Annotated in this window: 13 protein-coding genes; 3 read left to right on the top strand and 10 right to left on the bottom strand. The window is 68.9% G+C overall.

Translation table 11 applies throughout. The annotated features are described in order from the left end of the window. Positions 1 to 2: 2 nt before the first annotated feature. Both dapB and AC5Y5B_RS24920 read right to left on the bottom strand, forming a co-directional pair. Positions 3 to 740, bottom strand: a complete 738-nt coding sequence (dapB, locus tag AC5Y5B_RS24925; RefSeq protein WP_500007296.1) for a 4-hydroxy-tetrahydrodipicolinate reductase — start codon at positions 738 to 740, stop codon at positions 3 to 5. 77 nt (positions 741 to 817) lie between these two features. Next, positions 818 to 1,375: a hypothetical protein gene (locus tag AC5Y5B_RS24920; RefSeq protein ID WP_500007294.1), complete on the bottom strand. Its 558-nt coding sequence runs from the start codon at positions 1,373 to 1,375 to the stop codon at positions 818 to 820. Between the two features lie 165 nt (positions 1,376 to 1,540). On the opposite strand from AC5Y5B_RS24920, the gene AC5Y5B_RS24915 reads away from it, so the two are divergent. Next, positions 1,541 to 2,899 carry an HNH endonuclease signature motif containing protein gene (locus tag AC5Y5B_RS24915; RefSeq protein WP_500007292.1) on the top strand — a complete coding sequence of 453 codons (1,359 nt, stop codon included), beginning with the start codon at positions 1,541 to 1,543 and terminating at the stop codon, positions 2,897 to 2,899. A 5-nt stretch (positions 2,900 to 2,904) separates the two neighbouring features. Here the strand turns inward: AC5Y5B_RS24915 and AC5Y5B_RS24910 are convergent, their stop codons facing one another. Together AC5Y5B_RS24910 and AC5Y5B_RS24905 are read right to left on the bottom strand one after the other, a co-directional pair. After that, positions 2,905 to 3,987, bottom strand: coding sequence for an NAD(P)H-dependent amine dehydrogenase family protein (locus AC5Y5B_RS24910; RefSeq protein WP_500007290.1), 1,083 nt, complete (start codon positions 3,985 to 3,987; stop codon positions 2,905 to 2,907). Beyond that, positions 3,984 to 4,991 carry an aromatic ring-hydroxylating dioxygenase subunit alpha gene (locus AC5Y5B_RS24905; protein ID WP_500007288.1) on the bottom strand — a complete coding sequence of 336 codons (1,008 nt, stop codon included), beginning with the start codon at positions 4,989 to 4,991 and terminating at the stop codon, positions 3,984 to 3,986. The genes AC5Y5B_RS24910 and AC5Y5B_RS24905 overlap by 4 nt, the downstream gene beginning before the upstream one ends. Before the next feature lie 121 nt (positions 4,992 to 5,112). Here AC5Y5B_RS24905 and AC5Y5B_RS24900 point away from each other — a divergent pair, with 121 nt between their 5' ends. Continuing rightward, a complete protein-coding gene (locus AC5Y5B_RS24900) occupies positions 5,113 to 5,763 on the top strand; it encodes a TetR/AcrR family transcriptional regulator (RefSeq protein WP_112633759.1) in 651 nt (216 codons plus the stop codon). Positions 5,764 to 5,775: 12 nt separating this feature from the next. Here AC5Y5B_RS24900 and AC5Y5B_RS24895 read toward each other — a convergent pair whose 3' ends face one another. The 5 genes from AC5Y5B_RS24895 to AC5Y5B_RS24875 form a co-directional block, all read right to left on the bottom strand. Further along, a complete protein-coding gene (locus tag AC5Y5B_RS24895) occupies positions 5,776 to 6,852 on the bottom strand; it encodes a PDR/VanB family oxidoreductase (RefSeq protein ID WP_500007284.1) in 1,077 nt (358 codons plus the stop codon). A gap of 12 nt (positions 6,853 to 6,864) precedes the next feature. Further along, a complete protein-coding gene (locus tag AC5Y5B_RS24890) occupies positions 6,865 to 8,646 on the bottom strand; it encodes an SDR family oxidoreductase (RefSeq protein ID WP_500007282.1) in 1,782 nt (593 codons plus the stop codon). Beyond that, the gene (locus tag AC5Y5B_RS24885; protein ID WP_240631769.1) at positions 8,646 to 9,557 is read right to left on the bottom strand and encodes a metal-dependent hydrolase; all 912 of its coding nucleotides are present in this window, start codon (positions 9,555 to 9,557) and stop codon (positions 8,646 to 8,648) included. The genes AC5Y5B_RS24890 and AC5Y5B_RS24885 overlap by 1 nt, the downstream gene beginning before the upstream one ends. A gap of 132 nt (positions 9,558 to 9,689) precedes the next feature. After that, positions 9,690 to 11,165 carry a flavin-containing monooxygenase gene (locus tag AC5Y5B_RS24880; protein WP_112633756.1) on the bottom strand — a complete coding sequence of 492 codons (1,476 nt, stop codon included), beginning with the start codon at positions 11,163 to 11,165 and terminating at the stop codon, positions 9,690 to 9,692. 23 nt (positions 11,166 to 11,188) lie between these two features. Next, on the bottom strand, positions 11,189 to 11,650 hold the full coding sequence (locus AC5Y5B_RS24875) for an SRPBCC family protein (RefSeq protein WP_500007281.1): 462 nt from the start codon (positions 11,648 to 11,650) through the stop codon (positions 11,189 to 11,191). 89 nt (positions 11,651 to 11,739) lie between these two features. Between AC5Y5B_RS24875 and ald the strand changes: the two genes are divergently transcribed. Then, a complete protein-coding gene (ald, locus tag AC5Y5B_RS24870) occupies positions 11,740 to 12,855 on the top strand; it encodes an alanine dehydrogenase (RefSeq protein ID WP_500007280.1) in 1,116 nt (371 codons plus the stop codon). On the opposite strand, the gene AC5Y5B_RS24865 is transcribed toward ald, so the two are convergent. Continuing rightward, positions 12,852 to 13,877, bottom strand: a complete 1,026-nt coding sequence (locus AC5Y5B_RS24865; RefSeq protein ID WP_500007278.1) for a nitronate monooxygenase — start codon at positions 13,875 to 13,877, stop codon at positions 12,852 to 12,854. The genes ald and AC5Y5B_RS24865 overlap by 4 nt on opposite strands. Between the last annotated feature and the right edge of the window lie 4 nt (positions 13,878 to 13,881).

Raw genomic sequence — 13,881 nt, 5'->3', positions numbered from 1 at the left:
GGTCATTGCAGATCGAGCAGCGCCTCGAGACCCACAGTGAGGCCGGGGTGTTCCTTGACGCGCCGCACCGCCAGCAGCACGCCGGGCACGAACGAGGTCCGGTCAATGCTGTCGTGGCGGATGGTCAGCATCTCCCCCTCGGTCCCGAACAGGATCTCCTGGTGGGCGACCAGCCCGGCCAACCGCACCGAGTGCACCGGGATGCCGTCGACATCGGCGCCGCGCGCACCCGGCAGGGCGGTGCTGGTGGCATCGGGGTTGGGCGGCAAGTCTTTTCGCGCCTCGGCGATCAGCTTCGCGGTGCGCGCCGCGGTTCCCGACGGGGCGTCGGCCTTGTGCGGGTGATGCAGCTCGATCACCTCCGCGGAGTCGAAGAAGGGCGCCGCCTGCTTGGCGAAGTGCATCGACAGCACCGCACCGATCGCGAAGTTCGGCGCGATCAGCACCGACGTGCCCGGGCTGTCGGCGAGCCAGTTTTGCACCTGTTGCAGCCGCTCGGCGGTGAAGCCCGTGGTCCCCACGACGGCGTGAATTCCGTTGTCGATGACGAACTTCAGATTCTCCATCACCACGTCGGGGTGGGTGAAGTCGATGACGACCTCGGTGTCACCGTCGGTCAGCAGGCTCATCGGATCGCCGGCGTCCACCTCGGCGGACAAGCTCAGATCCTCGGCGGCGTGCACGCCCGCCACCATCGCCGATCCGACCTTGCCCTTGGCTCCCAGCACTCCTACCCGCATGGCCTTCACCCTAGACCGGGCCACATCCGCACCGCCGCGTGCGTCATGACCACTCGCACGCGGGTTCTTCGCGCCGATCAGGTGTGGACGATCCAGCCCGCAACGGCGTAGGGAGCGGGATGCGCGGGATCGTTCATCGTGATGTACAGGTCGCCTGCCGTGGGCACAGCGAAACCGACGAATCCATGCGTGGTCTGCCCGTCGTGCAGGCCACCCGATGTCAGCGGGGGCATCTTGTCCAGCCTCCGGAAGTCGACCGCTAACGTCGCCGGCTGGGGCGCATCGTCGGGATGCGTCCATGGCTGAGCGCCGCCGCCATGGCCGGCGAACATATGGTTCTGGTTGACCTGGAAGAACCGGTGCGACGTCGCGGTGATGGTCAGTTCCACCACGTTGCATGCGGAGTCAGGCGCCGGATTCGCAAAATGAGACGTGCACCCCGGCGGTAACCACGTTGCGCTGTTGACAGTGATGTCGGCGGTCGCGCCGTCGGCCGCCCGCGCGTGCACGGGCACGCCCATCTGACCGATCGGAAACGGCGGGCTCTCGGGCGTGTCGGCCGAAGCGGAGGGACACGGGCATGCGGCGATCACCACGGCGACCGCGGCTGCGGCATTGACAAATCCCGCGCGCACCACGGGTGATTACCCGCGGCGCTGCCCCAAAAAACGCCTGCGGACCGCCTCGAAGTTGCGTCATCGGACCGCCGGACCGGGGTGAGTTGTCCACAGTCCGGGATCCATCCACAGCTGCCGCGACAGTCCGTTTCCCTCCGGGCCCCGCCCGCATAACATTCGAACATGTATTCGATCGAGGCGCCGGCGGAGGTGTTGGCCGCCCTGGACGCCCAGGACGCCGCCGACGCGGCGATCCGCGGGCTGAACCTCGACGTGCTGAGCCCGGCCGTGCGGCTGCGCGTGCTCGAGCGGATGGAGGCCTCGCGCCGGCGACAGATCGCGCTGAGCCACGACGTGATCGCGGGGTTGGCCAAAGAGGATTCCGCCGACATCGGCGGTCCGGTGCACAAAGTGGTCGCCGACTGGCTGCGGATCAGCTACGCCGAGGCGTCCCGCCGGCTTCGCGACGCCACCGAGCTGTCTCCGCGCTTGACCCTCACCGGCCAGGAGCTGCCGCCCCCATTGCCGGCTACGGCCGCGGCGTGGCGGGAGGGGCTGCTCGACGGCCAGCACCTGCGTGTCATCCAAACGTTCATCCGGGATCTCCCGGATGCCGTCCCCGCCGCCACGGTGGACAGCGCCGAGCGATTCCTGGCCGGCCAGGCCCGGCAGCTGCGTCCCGATCAGCTGCAGAAGATCGCGCACCAGTGCGCCCTGCGGATCAATCCCGACGGAACGTTCTCCGACGCCGACCGGGCACGCCAGCGTGGCTTCACCTGGTGCGGCCAACGGCCCGACTGCATGAGCGTCGCGAAGCTGATCGCCTCACCCGAGCTGCGCGCGAACCTCGACGCCTGGCTGTCCCGCTTCGCCGCCCCCGGGATGTGCAACCCCGACGATGAAACACCTTGCGTCGCAGGAGAACCCGATGACGAGCGCGCCCGGCGCGATATGCGCACTCCGGCGCAGCGCCGGCACGATGCCCTCAACGCCCTGGTGCGCGGTCAGCTGGGTGACCCGAAACTCGGTCAGCACAACGGATTACCCGTGACCGTCATCGTGTCGACCACCCTGCAGGAGCTGACGTCGGGCGGCGGGTGCGCGGTGACCGGAGGCGGAACCCTGCTGCCGATGCGCGATGTGATCCGGATGGCCCGCCACGCCTACCACTACCTGGCCGTGTTCGACGATCACTCGCGCCGCCCGCTGTATCTCGGCCGGTCGCGGCGCATCGCGACACCGGATCAGCGCATCGTCTTGTACGCGCACGACCGCGGCTGCACCCACCCTGGCTGCGACGCGCCCGGCTATTGGTGCGAAGTGCATCATTGCGACGAGTGGGCCGCCGGCGGCGCGACGGACGCGAACAACCTCACGTTCGCCTGCGCGGCGCATCACAAGCTGGCCGCACGAGGCTGGCGGACACGCAAAACCTCCCAGGGCCGTACGGCGTGGATCCCGCCGCCACAGCTGGATCGCGGCGTGCGCACCAACGACTTTCACCATCCCGAACGCCTCTTCGACGACGGTGCGTCGCCGTGACCGCCCTACGTCTTGAACCGCCCGGCGAAACCGCGCAGCGGCAGGTCGGCGCTGGTGATCAGTCCCGGCGGCGCCGCCACCACCGACTTGATCGAGGCCAGCGCGGGCATGCCGGTGACGGTCATGCCGATCGAGGCGAAGTTGTCCGGGTTGGACAGGTCGACGCCGGGCTTCGGGAAGATCATGTGCTTGTTGTAGATGCAGGGATCGCCCTTGATCTGAGCGATGTAGCAGCCCTTGATGTTCCAGCTCGGGTCGGTGTGCGGGGTCATCTGCCATTCCAGGTGCGTCTCCACCCGCGGCACGCCGTCGACCATGCCCTGGTACTTGATGTAGTTACCACCCAGCGAACCCTTGGGCAGCGTGTACCAGCCCAGGTCGACGTCCCTGGTGCACGCGCCCAGCTCATAGCTGAACGTGACCTCGTCGAGCGTCAGGTCGAAACAGTCGGCCATCATGTACACGCTGTCGGCGAAGACACGCGTGTACTTCTCGAGCTTCGAGGGGATTTCGGGGTCGTCGACCGGCTGGCCGTAACCCACCTCGATCCAGGTGTCCTTGGAGTGGTGGCATGACACATCGACGGACTCGATGGTGGTTACGTTCTCGATGTCGGCGACGTCGGCCGAGCACACCACGCCCAGAATCTGATTCAGCCCGGGGTTCATGCCGGTGCCGTAGAAGGTCGCGCCACCCTTTTCGGCGGCCTCGGCCAACAGCTCGGTCACCGGCTTGCCCGACGGGTGCGGGTGGTTCCTGTCGCGGTGCCAGCCGGTGATCCAGTCGGCGGTGGTGACGATGTTGATGCCGGCCTCGAGCACCCTGACGTAGAGGTCCTCGTCGGGGAACACCCCGTGAAAGGTCAGCACGTCGGGCTTGGCGGCGATGATCTCCTCGACCGTCCCGGTGAAGGCCACCCCGTTGGGCGCCAGGCCGGCGAACTCGCCGGTATCCTTGCCGACTTTCTCCGGCGAATAGCAGTGCACGCCAATGAGTTCCATGTCGGGCTGGGTGGCGATCCGCTTGATCATTTCGGTGCCGACGTTGCCGCTTCCGACCTGAAAGACGGGTACCGGTGCTGTGCTCATTGCCTGGAGCCTTCCTGCGTTGCGAACGCCTCGGGATAGAACTGCTTGGCCCACTTGCGAATTGCGGTGAAGCCTTCGTACTCGTCGGGGGCGAGCGCGGGCGGATCCGAATAGCGCTGGTGGCGCCAGATCTCGATGTCCTGCTCGAACTGGCGGATGACCTCGCGGCCGAATTCGTCCGCCTTGGCGGCCGCGCGGGCGGGGTCTTTGTGCGGCGTTCGGCCGATGTAGACCATGAAACGCACGTCGGAGGTGAACTCGTCGATCGGCGTGATCGCCGAGATGGTGCGGTTGTCGATCATGCCCCAGCTCTTGGTCACCGCGATGCCCAGTCCGCCGTTGATGGCCTGCACGCCGCTGTTGACGTCCTCGATCTTCTGCCCGTCGTCGCCCTCGAAGGTGATGGTGAAGTCGACGTAGGACACCGGCTCGGCGAAGTCGTGGCGGGTGAACACCGGCACGATCGGGGTGTTGTGCACGAACTTGAAGTGCGCGAAGTCCACCCCGTTCTCCAGCACGTATTGCGGGTGCAGTTCCAGGCTTTCGCGATACAGCCGCTGTTGCGGGTAGTAGTCGTCCGCGCTGCTGCCGTCCCCGAACGCGGCGAACACGTCCGGCGCGTCGAAGTAGGGTTCGCGGCGGTCCAGGTCATGCCAGATGTACACCGAGGCGTTGCGCTCGACCACCGGGTAGGTGCGAATGCGGCGGCCGCGGTTGGGCCGGTCCTGGTACGGGATGCAGACATTGCGGCCCTCGTGGCTCCACTGCCATCCGTGGAACGGGCACTGCAGCACCTCGCCGACGACCGTGCCGCCGTACCCCAGGTGTGCGCCCAGGTGCTCGCAGTAGGCGTTCATCACGGTGAGCTCGCCGGATTCGGCGCGCCAGGCGACCATCTCCTGGTCGAAGTACTTCATTGTGTGCACGTCGCCGACGCCGATCTCGCCGGACCAGGCGACCTGGAACCAGCCGGTCGGTTTCATCGACAACGGTGGCTTAGCCATCGAGCCCTGCCATGTGAGCTGCCCTCCCTCGCGTACGAATGATAAGCCGCGCCGCCAGCCAAATCAAAGTACCCTCTATGAAAATCTTCGTCGACGGGGCGCCAGTGGATAAGATCGGCAAATGACCCGCCCACGCAGCGCCGCCGGCGTCGCGGGCCGGCGCCCGAATCGGCGGGGCCATGCGACTCGCGAAAGCATGCTCGAGGCGGCGCTGCGCTCCCTGGCCTCCGGCGAGCCCGGCTCGGTGTCGGCCAACCGGATCGCCAAGGACATCGGCGCCACCTGGGGCGCGGTGCAGTACCAGTTCGGCGACACCGACGGGTTCTGGGCCGCGGTGCTGCACCGCACCGCCGAACGGCGGGCCGCGACGTTCTCCACGCTGTCGACTCCGATCTCGCCGGACGCCCCGCTGCGCGAGCGTGTCGGCGCCATCATCGAGACCCTCTATCGCGGTCTGGCGTCGCCGGATTCCCGCGCGATCGAGAACCTGCGGGCCGCGCTGCCGCGTGATCCCGACGAGCTCGAGCGGCTCTACCCGCGCACGGCCGCCGAGCTGTTCTCCTGGGGCAAGAGCTGGCTGGAGACCTGTCAGCACGCGTTCGCCGGTCTGGCCGTCGATCCGGATCGGGTCCGGGAGGTGGCCGCCCTGATCCCGGGCGCGATGCGCGGCCTGGTCTCGGAGCGTCAGCTGGGTTCCTACGCCGACCTCGACATGGCGCGCCGCGGGCTGACCAACGCCCTGGCCGCCTACCTCGAGCCGCCCCGGCCCTAAGGCGCCGCCGCGTCAGGCGTCGATGACGATACGCTCGCCGTCGGCCCGCGAGACACACACCAGCATGCCGTCGTCACCGGCCGCGGCGCGGCCGCGGTGATCTACTTGTCCGGCAAGCACTTTGACCCGGCAAGTCCCGCAGAATCCCTGCCGGCACGAGTAGGGGGTGGTCGGATCGCGATCCAGCATGACGTCGAGCGCCGTCCGGTTCGCCGGCACCGCGAGCACCTGCCGTGATCGCGCGAGCTCCAATTCGAACGGGGCCCCGTCGACGACGGGTGCCGGGCTGAAGCGCTCGTAATGCAGTGGCGCACCGGCATGTTCGTTGCGGGCGATCCGGACGGCCTCCAGCATGGCGCTGGGACCGCACACGTAGACAGCGGTCGCCGGACCCGCCCCGGCCAGCAGCTCCGCCACGGTGGCGAAGCGGCCGCGCTCGTCGTCGGCCCACACCGTCACGCGATCCGGCCCCATCGACACGACCTCGTCGAGCAGCGGCATGTACTCGCGGCTGCGACCGGAATAGACTGCGCGCCAATTGATGCCGCGCTGCGCGGCCACCTGGATCATCGGCAGGATGGGCGTCACCCCGATGCCGCCGATGACGAACAACACCTCGTGTTCGGCGGTGCCGAGGTAGAACGCGTTGCGCGGCCCTTCGAAAGACAGCATGTCGCCCACGTCGAATGCCTCGTGCATCTCAATGGAGCCGCCCCCGCCGTCGGCGATCCGGCGCACGGCGATGCGGTAGTCGGTGCGTCGCCCGGGCGCACCGCACAACGAGTACTGCCGGCGCCGGCCCGAGGGCAGCAGGACGTCGATGTGTCCGCCGGGCGTCCAGGACGGGAGCAACCCGCCGTCGGGGTCGGCCAGGGTCAGCGCGACGACGTCGGGCGCGGCGAGCTCGCGCCTGGTCACCACCGCGGTCAGCGTGCGCTGCACCGGCTGCACCCGCGACGGCGACCAGCGGGACACCGAGGCGAACCCTTCGAACACCGCCCGCACACCCCACAACAGCGAGCCGAAGCGGTCGTGCTCGCGCCGCCCGTACAGGTCGGTGGGCCTGCTCGCCCAGATGCTTTCCGGCACCTCAAACGGTCCTTACTTCTGCCGAATGTCCAAGCGCGCAAACAACCGAATCGCCCCGGGGCTGATGCGCCGCATGGCGTAGCCGATCCTCGACTCCGCGGCGATCGGCAACACGGCCGGACCGGTCTTGATGGACTTGACGATCGCCTTGGCGGTGGCCTCGGGGGTGAAGTTGCGGCGCCGATAGGCGGCGTCGGCCTTGCCCCGCGCCCGCTCCTGCTGGTCGGCCGTCATGCCGGCGTAGATCGTGTTCTTGGCGATGTTGGTGTTGACGAATCCCGGGCACACCGCCGTGACGCCGATCCCCTCGTCGGCGAAGTCGGCCCGCAACGATTCGCTCAGAGCCAGCACGGCCGCCTTGGTGGTGCTGTAGGCGACCATGGATTTCGACGGCAGGAACGCCGCCGCGGAGGCCACGTTGATGATCGTGCCGCCCTCGCCCCGCTCGACCATCTGCGCCCCGAACGCCCGGCTGCCCGAGATGACGCCGCGGACATTGACGCCCAGGATGTCTTCCCAGTTCGCCGAGCTCGTCTCCAGGAACCGGCCCGCCATGCCGATGCCGGCGTTGTTGACCAGGATGTCGACCACCCCGTGTTCGTTGCACACCTGCGCCGCAAGGCCATTCACGGCGGACTCGTCGCTGACGTCGACCTGGTACACCGGGGCCTCGGCGCACGCCGCACGCACGGCGTCGGCGGTGTCGTTGGCCGCGGCCAGATCTCGGTCGACGAGCACGATCTTGCGCGCGCCGTGCCGGGCCAGTTCCACCGCCGTCGCCCGGCCGATCCCGGCGCCGGCCCCGGTGACCAGGGCCAGTTTGCCCCGCACCTCGCGCCGCTCGCCGCGCACCTCGGCCGCGCCGGCGCCGGTGGCGCCGGCGACGTTGCGGTCGACCCACTCGGCGGTCAGCCGGGCGATGACGTCGGGGCGCGACGTCACCACCCAGTGCCCGCCCTCGATCTCGGTCACCCTGGCGCCGTGGGGAATTGCGCCGGTGAATCGTTGTAGCGCGGGGGTGACGAAGATGTCCCGGCGCGGAACCAGCGTCTGGACCGCGACCGAGGTCTCGGGCAGTTGGCGGCCCGGAGCCAGCATCGGCGCCGGCATGTTCTGCCGGTACAGGTTGAGCCCGTGCACATAGTCGGTGATCGAACGCATGGTGTCGTGGCGTTGGCTGCGCGTGCTCGACCGGCCAATGCGCTCAAGGGCCTCAACGACTTTCACCCCGACGCGGGAGCGGAACGACAGCTCCGGCACGCCCGGGCACAGGAAGAAGCCGATGTAACCCGACGAGATCAGTTGCCGGATGACCCGGGCGACCGCGCGCGGGGTGCGTGCCGAGCGCAGGAACGCGCCGGCGTAGTTCAGGTGCGGCCCCGAGATCGAGGTGAAGGACGCGACCTTGCCCATCACCGCGTCGTCGGTGACCGCCGCCCAAGCTTGGATCGACCCCCAGTCATGGGCCAGCAGGTGCACCGGTCCGACGCCCAGGCTGTCGATCACCGCGCCGATGTCGGAGACCAGCTGCGTGAAGCGGTATCCGGATCTTTGTGCGGGGCGGGTGGATTCACCGGCGCCGCGCACGTCGTAGGCCACGACGTTGTAGGGGTTGCCGGCCAGCTCGTGGGCCACGCCGTCCCAGACATGGTGGTTGTCCGGAAAGCCGTGGATTGCCAGGATGGTTGGCCGCCCGGGGTCGATGTCGGTGTAGGAGTGCACGGCCAGCGTGACGCCGTCGCTGGCGGTAATGGTCGACGCGACCGTCGACGTCGTCGTCGAGTTCGTGGTCATCAGTGCGAGGCGCGGGCGGCGGGTGAGACGGCCAGGTAGTCGACGGCGAGCCCCAGTCCGCCGAGCTGTGCGGGGTGAAAGCCGGGTCGGTAGTAGTTGCCCATCGCGCGGATGAAGCGCAGCGGCCCGGGCACCAGGCCGCGCCGCGCGGCGCTGAAGTAGTCCCGCCAGCGGGGCTTGGTGCGCGGCGGCAGCTCGGGATCCAGCGAGTACATGAACCGCACGCCGCGAATCCACAACAGCAGCATGGCGGGCGTCACGACCAGTTGGGCACGCACTTGCCGCCAATAGCCGGCCTGCAGGTGCTTCATGGTGTCGAAGGCCACCGCCTTGTGTTCGACCTCCTCGGCGCCGTGCCAGCGCAACATGTCCAGCATCACCGGGTCGGTGCCGATCTCGTCGTGGGCCGGCGAGTCGAGGATCCACTCCCCCAGAATCGCGGTGTAGTGCTCGATGGCCGACACCAGCGACACCTGCTCGAGGAGCCAGCTCTGCCGCCGGCGCTCGCTCCAGTGGGGGCGGGGCCCCAGCAGCCGGTCGAACAGCCACGTGATCTGGCCGGTGTAGGGCGTCAGGTCGATGTCGCGCGCGGCGAAGTGGGCGAGCACGTTGGCGTGCGCCTGCGAATGCACGGCCTCCTGACCGATGAAGCCCTGCACATCCAGCCGCAGCTGGTCGTCCTTGATCAACGGCAGCGTCTGCTTGAACACCTCGACGAAGAATTCCTCGCCGGCGGGCAGCAGCAGGTGCAGCACGTTGAGGACGTGGGTGGCGAACGGCTCACCCGGCACGTAGTGGAACGGCAGCTGTGACCAGTCGAAGTGCACGTCGCGTGCCTCGAGCACCAGTCGCTCGTGGTCCAGCGAGGCGTCGTGCGGACCCGCTGCCTGGTCGTCGACGGTCAGCATCATGCCCCCTACCTCGGCGTTTAGCCCTCGATCACGGTCTTGCGGTGGACGCCGCGCGTCCCAAGGCGCGTCCCAAGTATAGGTAGGCGACCCAGATATGCGAAACCGCCGGTACTGGGTTCTTCGGCGAGGCCCTCAGCGGGCCGCGACGTGCCGGCGCAGGTCGTACTGGCCGGGGTCGGGGTTCGCCAGCATCCGCCGGTGTTCGGCCGGCGTGAGGGGCCACACCTCCGGCACGCCGTCCTTGTTGAGGTACCAGCTGTTACAGCCGGTGGTCCACACGGTGTCCGGCATCGCCGCGCGCAACCTCGCGTTGAACCGCTCGGTCGCGGCGGCCGTCGGCTCGACCGTGTCGAATTCGTGGCGGCGCCAGCGCTCCACCCAGCCCACGATGTGGTCGGCCTGCGATTCGGCCACCGTCGTCAGCGCCAGGTTCCCCACCGGGCTGTGCGGCCCCAGCATCATGAAGAAGTTGGGGAAGCCGGACAGCGCCACGGTTTGGTAGGCCCGCGGCCCGTCGCGCCACACGTCGTTGGCGCGGATGCCGTCGCGGCCGATCAGCTCCATCGGCCGGAAGAACGCGTGGGTGTCGAATCCGGTGGCGAGCACGATGACGTCCACCTCATGGAGGACCCCGTCGGCGGTGACGATGCCGCGCTCTTCGACGTGGTCGATGCTCGCCGTCACCAGGTCGACGTCGTCGCGCTGCATCGCCCGGTAGAAGCCGTTGGACATCACCAGTCGTTTGCAGGCCGGCGTGTAATCGGGGGTCAGGGCTCGCCGCAACTCGGGATCGCGGATCTCCCACAGGCTGGCGCGGCACAGCGCCGCCATGATCTTGCGGCGCAGGCCCGGCTTGGTCAGTCCGACCGCGAAGTAGTCGTAGCCCAGGCTGTAGGCCCGGTACGCCAGCGCATCGAGCCACGGCATCTTGCGCCGCGTCAGCCCGGTGAAGCCGCTGTAGCGCGGATTGGCCAGCCGCAGCACCCATTGCGCCGTGCGCTGGAACAGCGTGACGTGCCCAGCCGTCCCGGCCAGCCCGCACACCAGCTGCACGCCGGTCGATCCGTTGCCGACGACCGCGACCCGGCGGCCGCGCACGTCGACGCCGTGATCCCAGCGCGCCGAGTGAAAAACGTTGCCGCCGAAGTCATCCAGGCCCGGAATCGACGGCAGCCGAGGGTGGTGCAGCACGCCGGTGGCCGAGATCAAGAAATCGACCTTGAATTCCTGGCCGGTTTCCTCGCCGGCGTCGGTGCGCACCACCCACCGGCCGTCGTCGAAACGCGCGTGGGTGATCTCGGTGCCGAACCGGATCCGTTCCCGCAACCCGTAACGGTCGGCGACGCCGCGGAAATAGGCCTGGATTTCGCCGCCGGGCGAGAACAGGTGCGACCAGTCGGGGTTTCTGGCAAAGCTGTATTGGTAGATGCGCGAAGGGATGTCGCAGACCAGACCCGGGTAGGTGTTGTCCCGCCAGGTGCCGCCCACCTCGTCGGCCTTCTCGTAGATCGTCACGTCGGTGATTCCGCTGCGCAGCAAGGCGATTGCGACACACAGCCCGGACATGCCCGCTCCGACGACGGCCACGGCGGGATCGCGTCGCGTCATCGCAGACTCCGGCGGTTGTTGGGCTAGTGGCTTTCGGCGCGCTGCTTGAGGCGCTGCAGGGTGAGCCGGATGTGCTCGGTGTTGGCGGCCACCCGATCGGTGACGCCGGTGGCCTTGCCGGCGACCTTGCGGAACCACCCGGGCCTGCGGTCCCAGGTGCTTTCGGTGACCGCACATCCGCCGTCGGCCGCGACGATGTCGTATTGCCAGCGGGCGACCGGAAAAATGGTGTGGCTCACGTCGAATGCGAAGCGGCGACCCGGCTCCGCCTCGGTGACCGTGCACTTGGTGCTCCAGCGCCGGCTGGCGCTCCGGTTGTGGCCGGTGAACACCGCGCCCGGGCGCACGGCGTCGCCTTTGCGCCATTCCATCGCCACCGCCTCCTCGGCCAGCTCGGCCAGCGTGGGCAGGTCGGTGATGAGCCGGTACACCTCGTCGGGCCGGGCCTCGATCTGCACGGTGGCCGTCACGCACGGGTCGTTCATTGGCCGATCATAGCCAGCAAACATCGGCTTTTGCGCCCCTCACGAACTTTCTTCACACTTGAAGGTGAACCGGCAACCTAGGGGCGATCATGCGAGTCGGCGTACCGACCGAGACCAAGACCAACGAGTTTCGGGTGGCCATCACCCCCGCCGGTGTCGCCGAGCTGACCCGGCGCGGCCATGACGTGTTGGTGCAGGCGGGCGCGGGAGACGGGTCGGCGATCCCGGATGCCGAGTTCAAGGCCGCCGGCGCGCAACTGGCGGACACGGCCGAGCAGGTGTGGGGCGACGCCGACCTGCTGCTCAAGGTCAAAGAGCCGGTGCCGGCCGAGTATGACCTGTTGCGGCGCAACCAGATCCTGTTCACCTACCTGCATCTGGCTGCGTCGCGGGCGTGCACCGAGGCGCTGTTGGCGTCCGGGACGACGTCGATCGCCTACGAGACGGTCCAAGCCGCGGACGGCACGCTGCCGTTGCTGGCCCCGATGAGCGAGGTCGCCGGCCGGCTGTCGGCTCAGGTGGGGGCCTATCACCTGATGCGCACCCACGGTGGGCGCGGCGTGCTGATGGGTGGGGTGCCGGGCGTCAAACCCGCCGACGTCGTGGTCGTCGGCGCGGGGACGGCCGGCTACAACGCGGCCCGCGTCGCCAACGGCATGGGGGCGGCGGTCACGGTTCTCGACGTCAACATCAACAAGCTGCGGCTGCTCGACGCGGAGTTCGGCGGCCAGGTCCGCACCCGCTACTCGTCGGCCTACGACCTGGAGGGCACCGTCAAACGCGCCGACCTGGTCATCGGCGCGGTGCTGCGGCCCGGCGCAAAAGCACCCCACCTGATCTCGAATTCCCTTGTCTCGCAGATGAAACCGGGCGCGGTGCTGGTGGACATCTCGATCGACCAGGGCGGCTGCTTCGAGGACTCCCGACCGACCACGCACGACGACCCCACCTTCACCGTGCACGACACGGTGTTCTACTGCGTGGCGAACATGCCCAGCGCGGTGCCCAAGACCTCGACCGTGGCGCTGACCAACGCGACGATGCCCTACGTGCTGGCGCTTGCCGGCCGTGGCTGGCAGGCCGCGTGCCGATCGGATCACGCTCTGGCCAAAGGCCTTTCGACGCACGACGGCACCCTGCTCTCCGAGCAGGTGGCCACCGATCTCGGCCTGCCGTTCACGGACCCGGCCGGCGTTCTGGGCTAACCCGTGGCCGCGAGTTTGGCGATGATGTCGGCCGCGGGCCCGGCGCACGCGTGCTTGAACGACGTCCCCGCCCACAGGGGCATCCCGTTGGGATCTTCCATGGCGGCGGCCGCTTCCCGGATCGGCGAGGTCATCTGGTTGACCTCGGGGTAGCCCAGCGGTGCCACGTGGTCGAGAGTCCGGGTGAAGTCGTTCTCCAGGCCGCGCGCGTAGCGGCCCGAAAACGCCCGCGTGACAACGGTGGTGGCGAACAGCGGGTTCTTCAGGGCGACGCGGTGCGCCGAGTTGGTGCCCGCCTCGTCGGCCAGCAGCAACGCGGTGCCGACCTGGGCCGCCACCGCTCCCCTGCGCAGCGCCGCGCCGACCTCGTCGGCGGTGCCCAGGCCGCCCGCCGCGACGATCGGGACGTCATGGGCGTGCCGGATCCGGTCGATGAGCTGGTGCAGCGACTCGTTCGCGGGTTCCATGTCCGGGGCGAACGTGCCGCGATGCCCACCCGCGGCGGGTCCCTGGACCACCAGGCTGTCCGCGCCGGCCGCGACGGCCACTCCCGCTTCGTAGGCCGATGTCACGGTGACCATCACCAGCAGTCCCAACGCGCCGAGCCGCCGGATCACGTCCGGCGGCGGCACGCCGAAGGTGAACGACACCAGCTCGGGCCGGACGTCGGCGACCACCTCGAGCTTCTGCTCCCACTCGTCGTCGTCGCCGTGCTCCGGGTGACCGACCTCCACGTGGTAGTGCTCGGCGATCTCCTCGAGTTCGGCCGCGTAGTAGTGCAGGGCCACCCAGTCGGCGACGCTGGGTTGGGGCACGAACAGGTTCACCCCGAGCGGACCGGTGGTGGCCTTGCGGGCCGCGGCGATGTCGTCGGCGAATTGCTCGGCGCTGCGGTGCCCGCCGGGGACGAAACCGAGCCCACCCGCATTGGACACCGCCGCGGCCAACGCGGGAGTCCCGGGCCCGCCGGCCATGGGGGCGCCCACGATGGGCACCGTGATGTCCCAGAAGCCCAGTACCATCCGG

The sequence above is a fragment of the Mycobacterium sp. NGS33 genome, from assembly GCF_059812885.1.
Note: the sequence above shows the minus strand (reverse complement) of the source record. Positions and strands in the feature narration are given on the sequence as shown.

Coding starts and splice junctions, on each gene's coding strand:
- AC5Y5B_RS24905 (WP_500007288.1), bottom strand. CDS start 4,991: ATGGCTAAGCCACCGTTGTCGATGAAACCGACCGGCTGGTTCCAGGTC.
- AC5Y5B_RS24885 (WP_240631769.1), bottom strand. CDS start 9,557: ATGATGCTGACCGTCGACGACCAGGCAGCGGGTCCGCACGACGCCTCG.
- AC5Y5B_RS24865 (WP_500007278.1), bottom strand. CDS start 13,877: ATGGTACTGGGCTTCTGGGACATCACGGTGCCCATCGTGGGCGCCCCC.
- dapB (WP_500007296.1), bottom strand. CDS start 740: ATGCGGGTAGGAGTGCTGGGAGCCAAGGGCAAGGTCGGATCGGCGATG.
- AC5Y5B_RS24915 (WP_500007292.1), top strand. CDS start 1,541: ATGTATTCGATCGAGGCGCCGGCGGAGGTGTTGGCCGCCCTGGACGCC.
- AC5Y5B_RS24880 (WP_112633756.1), bottom strand. CDS start 11,165: ATGACGCGACGCGATCCCGCCGTGGCCGTCGTCGGAGCGGGCATGTCC.
- AC5Y5B_RS24890 (WP_500007282.1), bottom strand. CDS start 8,646: ATGACCACGAACTCGACGACGACGTCGACGGTCGCGTCGACCATTACC.
- AC5Y5B_RS24875 (WP_500007281.1), bottom strand. CDS start 11,650: ATGAACGACCCGTGCGTGACGGCCACCGTGCAGATCGAGGCCCGGCCC.
- ald (WP_500007280.1), top strand. CDS start 11,740: ATGCGAGTCGGCGTACCGACCGAGACCAAGACCAACGAGTTTCGGGTG.
- AC5Y5B_RS24900 (WP_112633759.1), top strand. CDS start 5,113: ATGACCCGCCCACGCAGCGCCGCCGGCGTCGCGGGCCGGCGCCCGAAT.
- AC5Y5B_RS24910 (WP_500007290.1), bottom strand. CDS start 3,987: ATGAGCACAGCACCGGTACCCGTCTTTCAGGTCGGAAGCGGCAACGTC.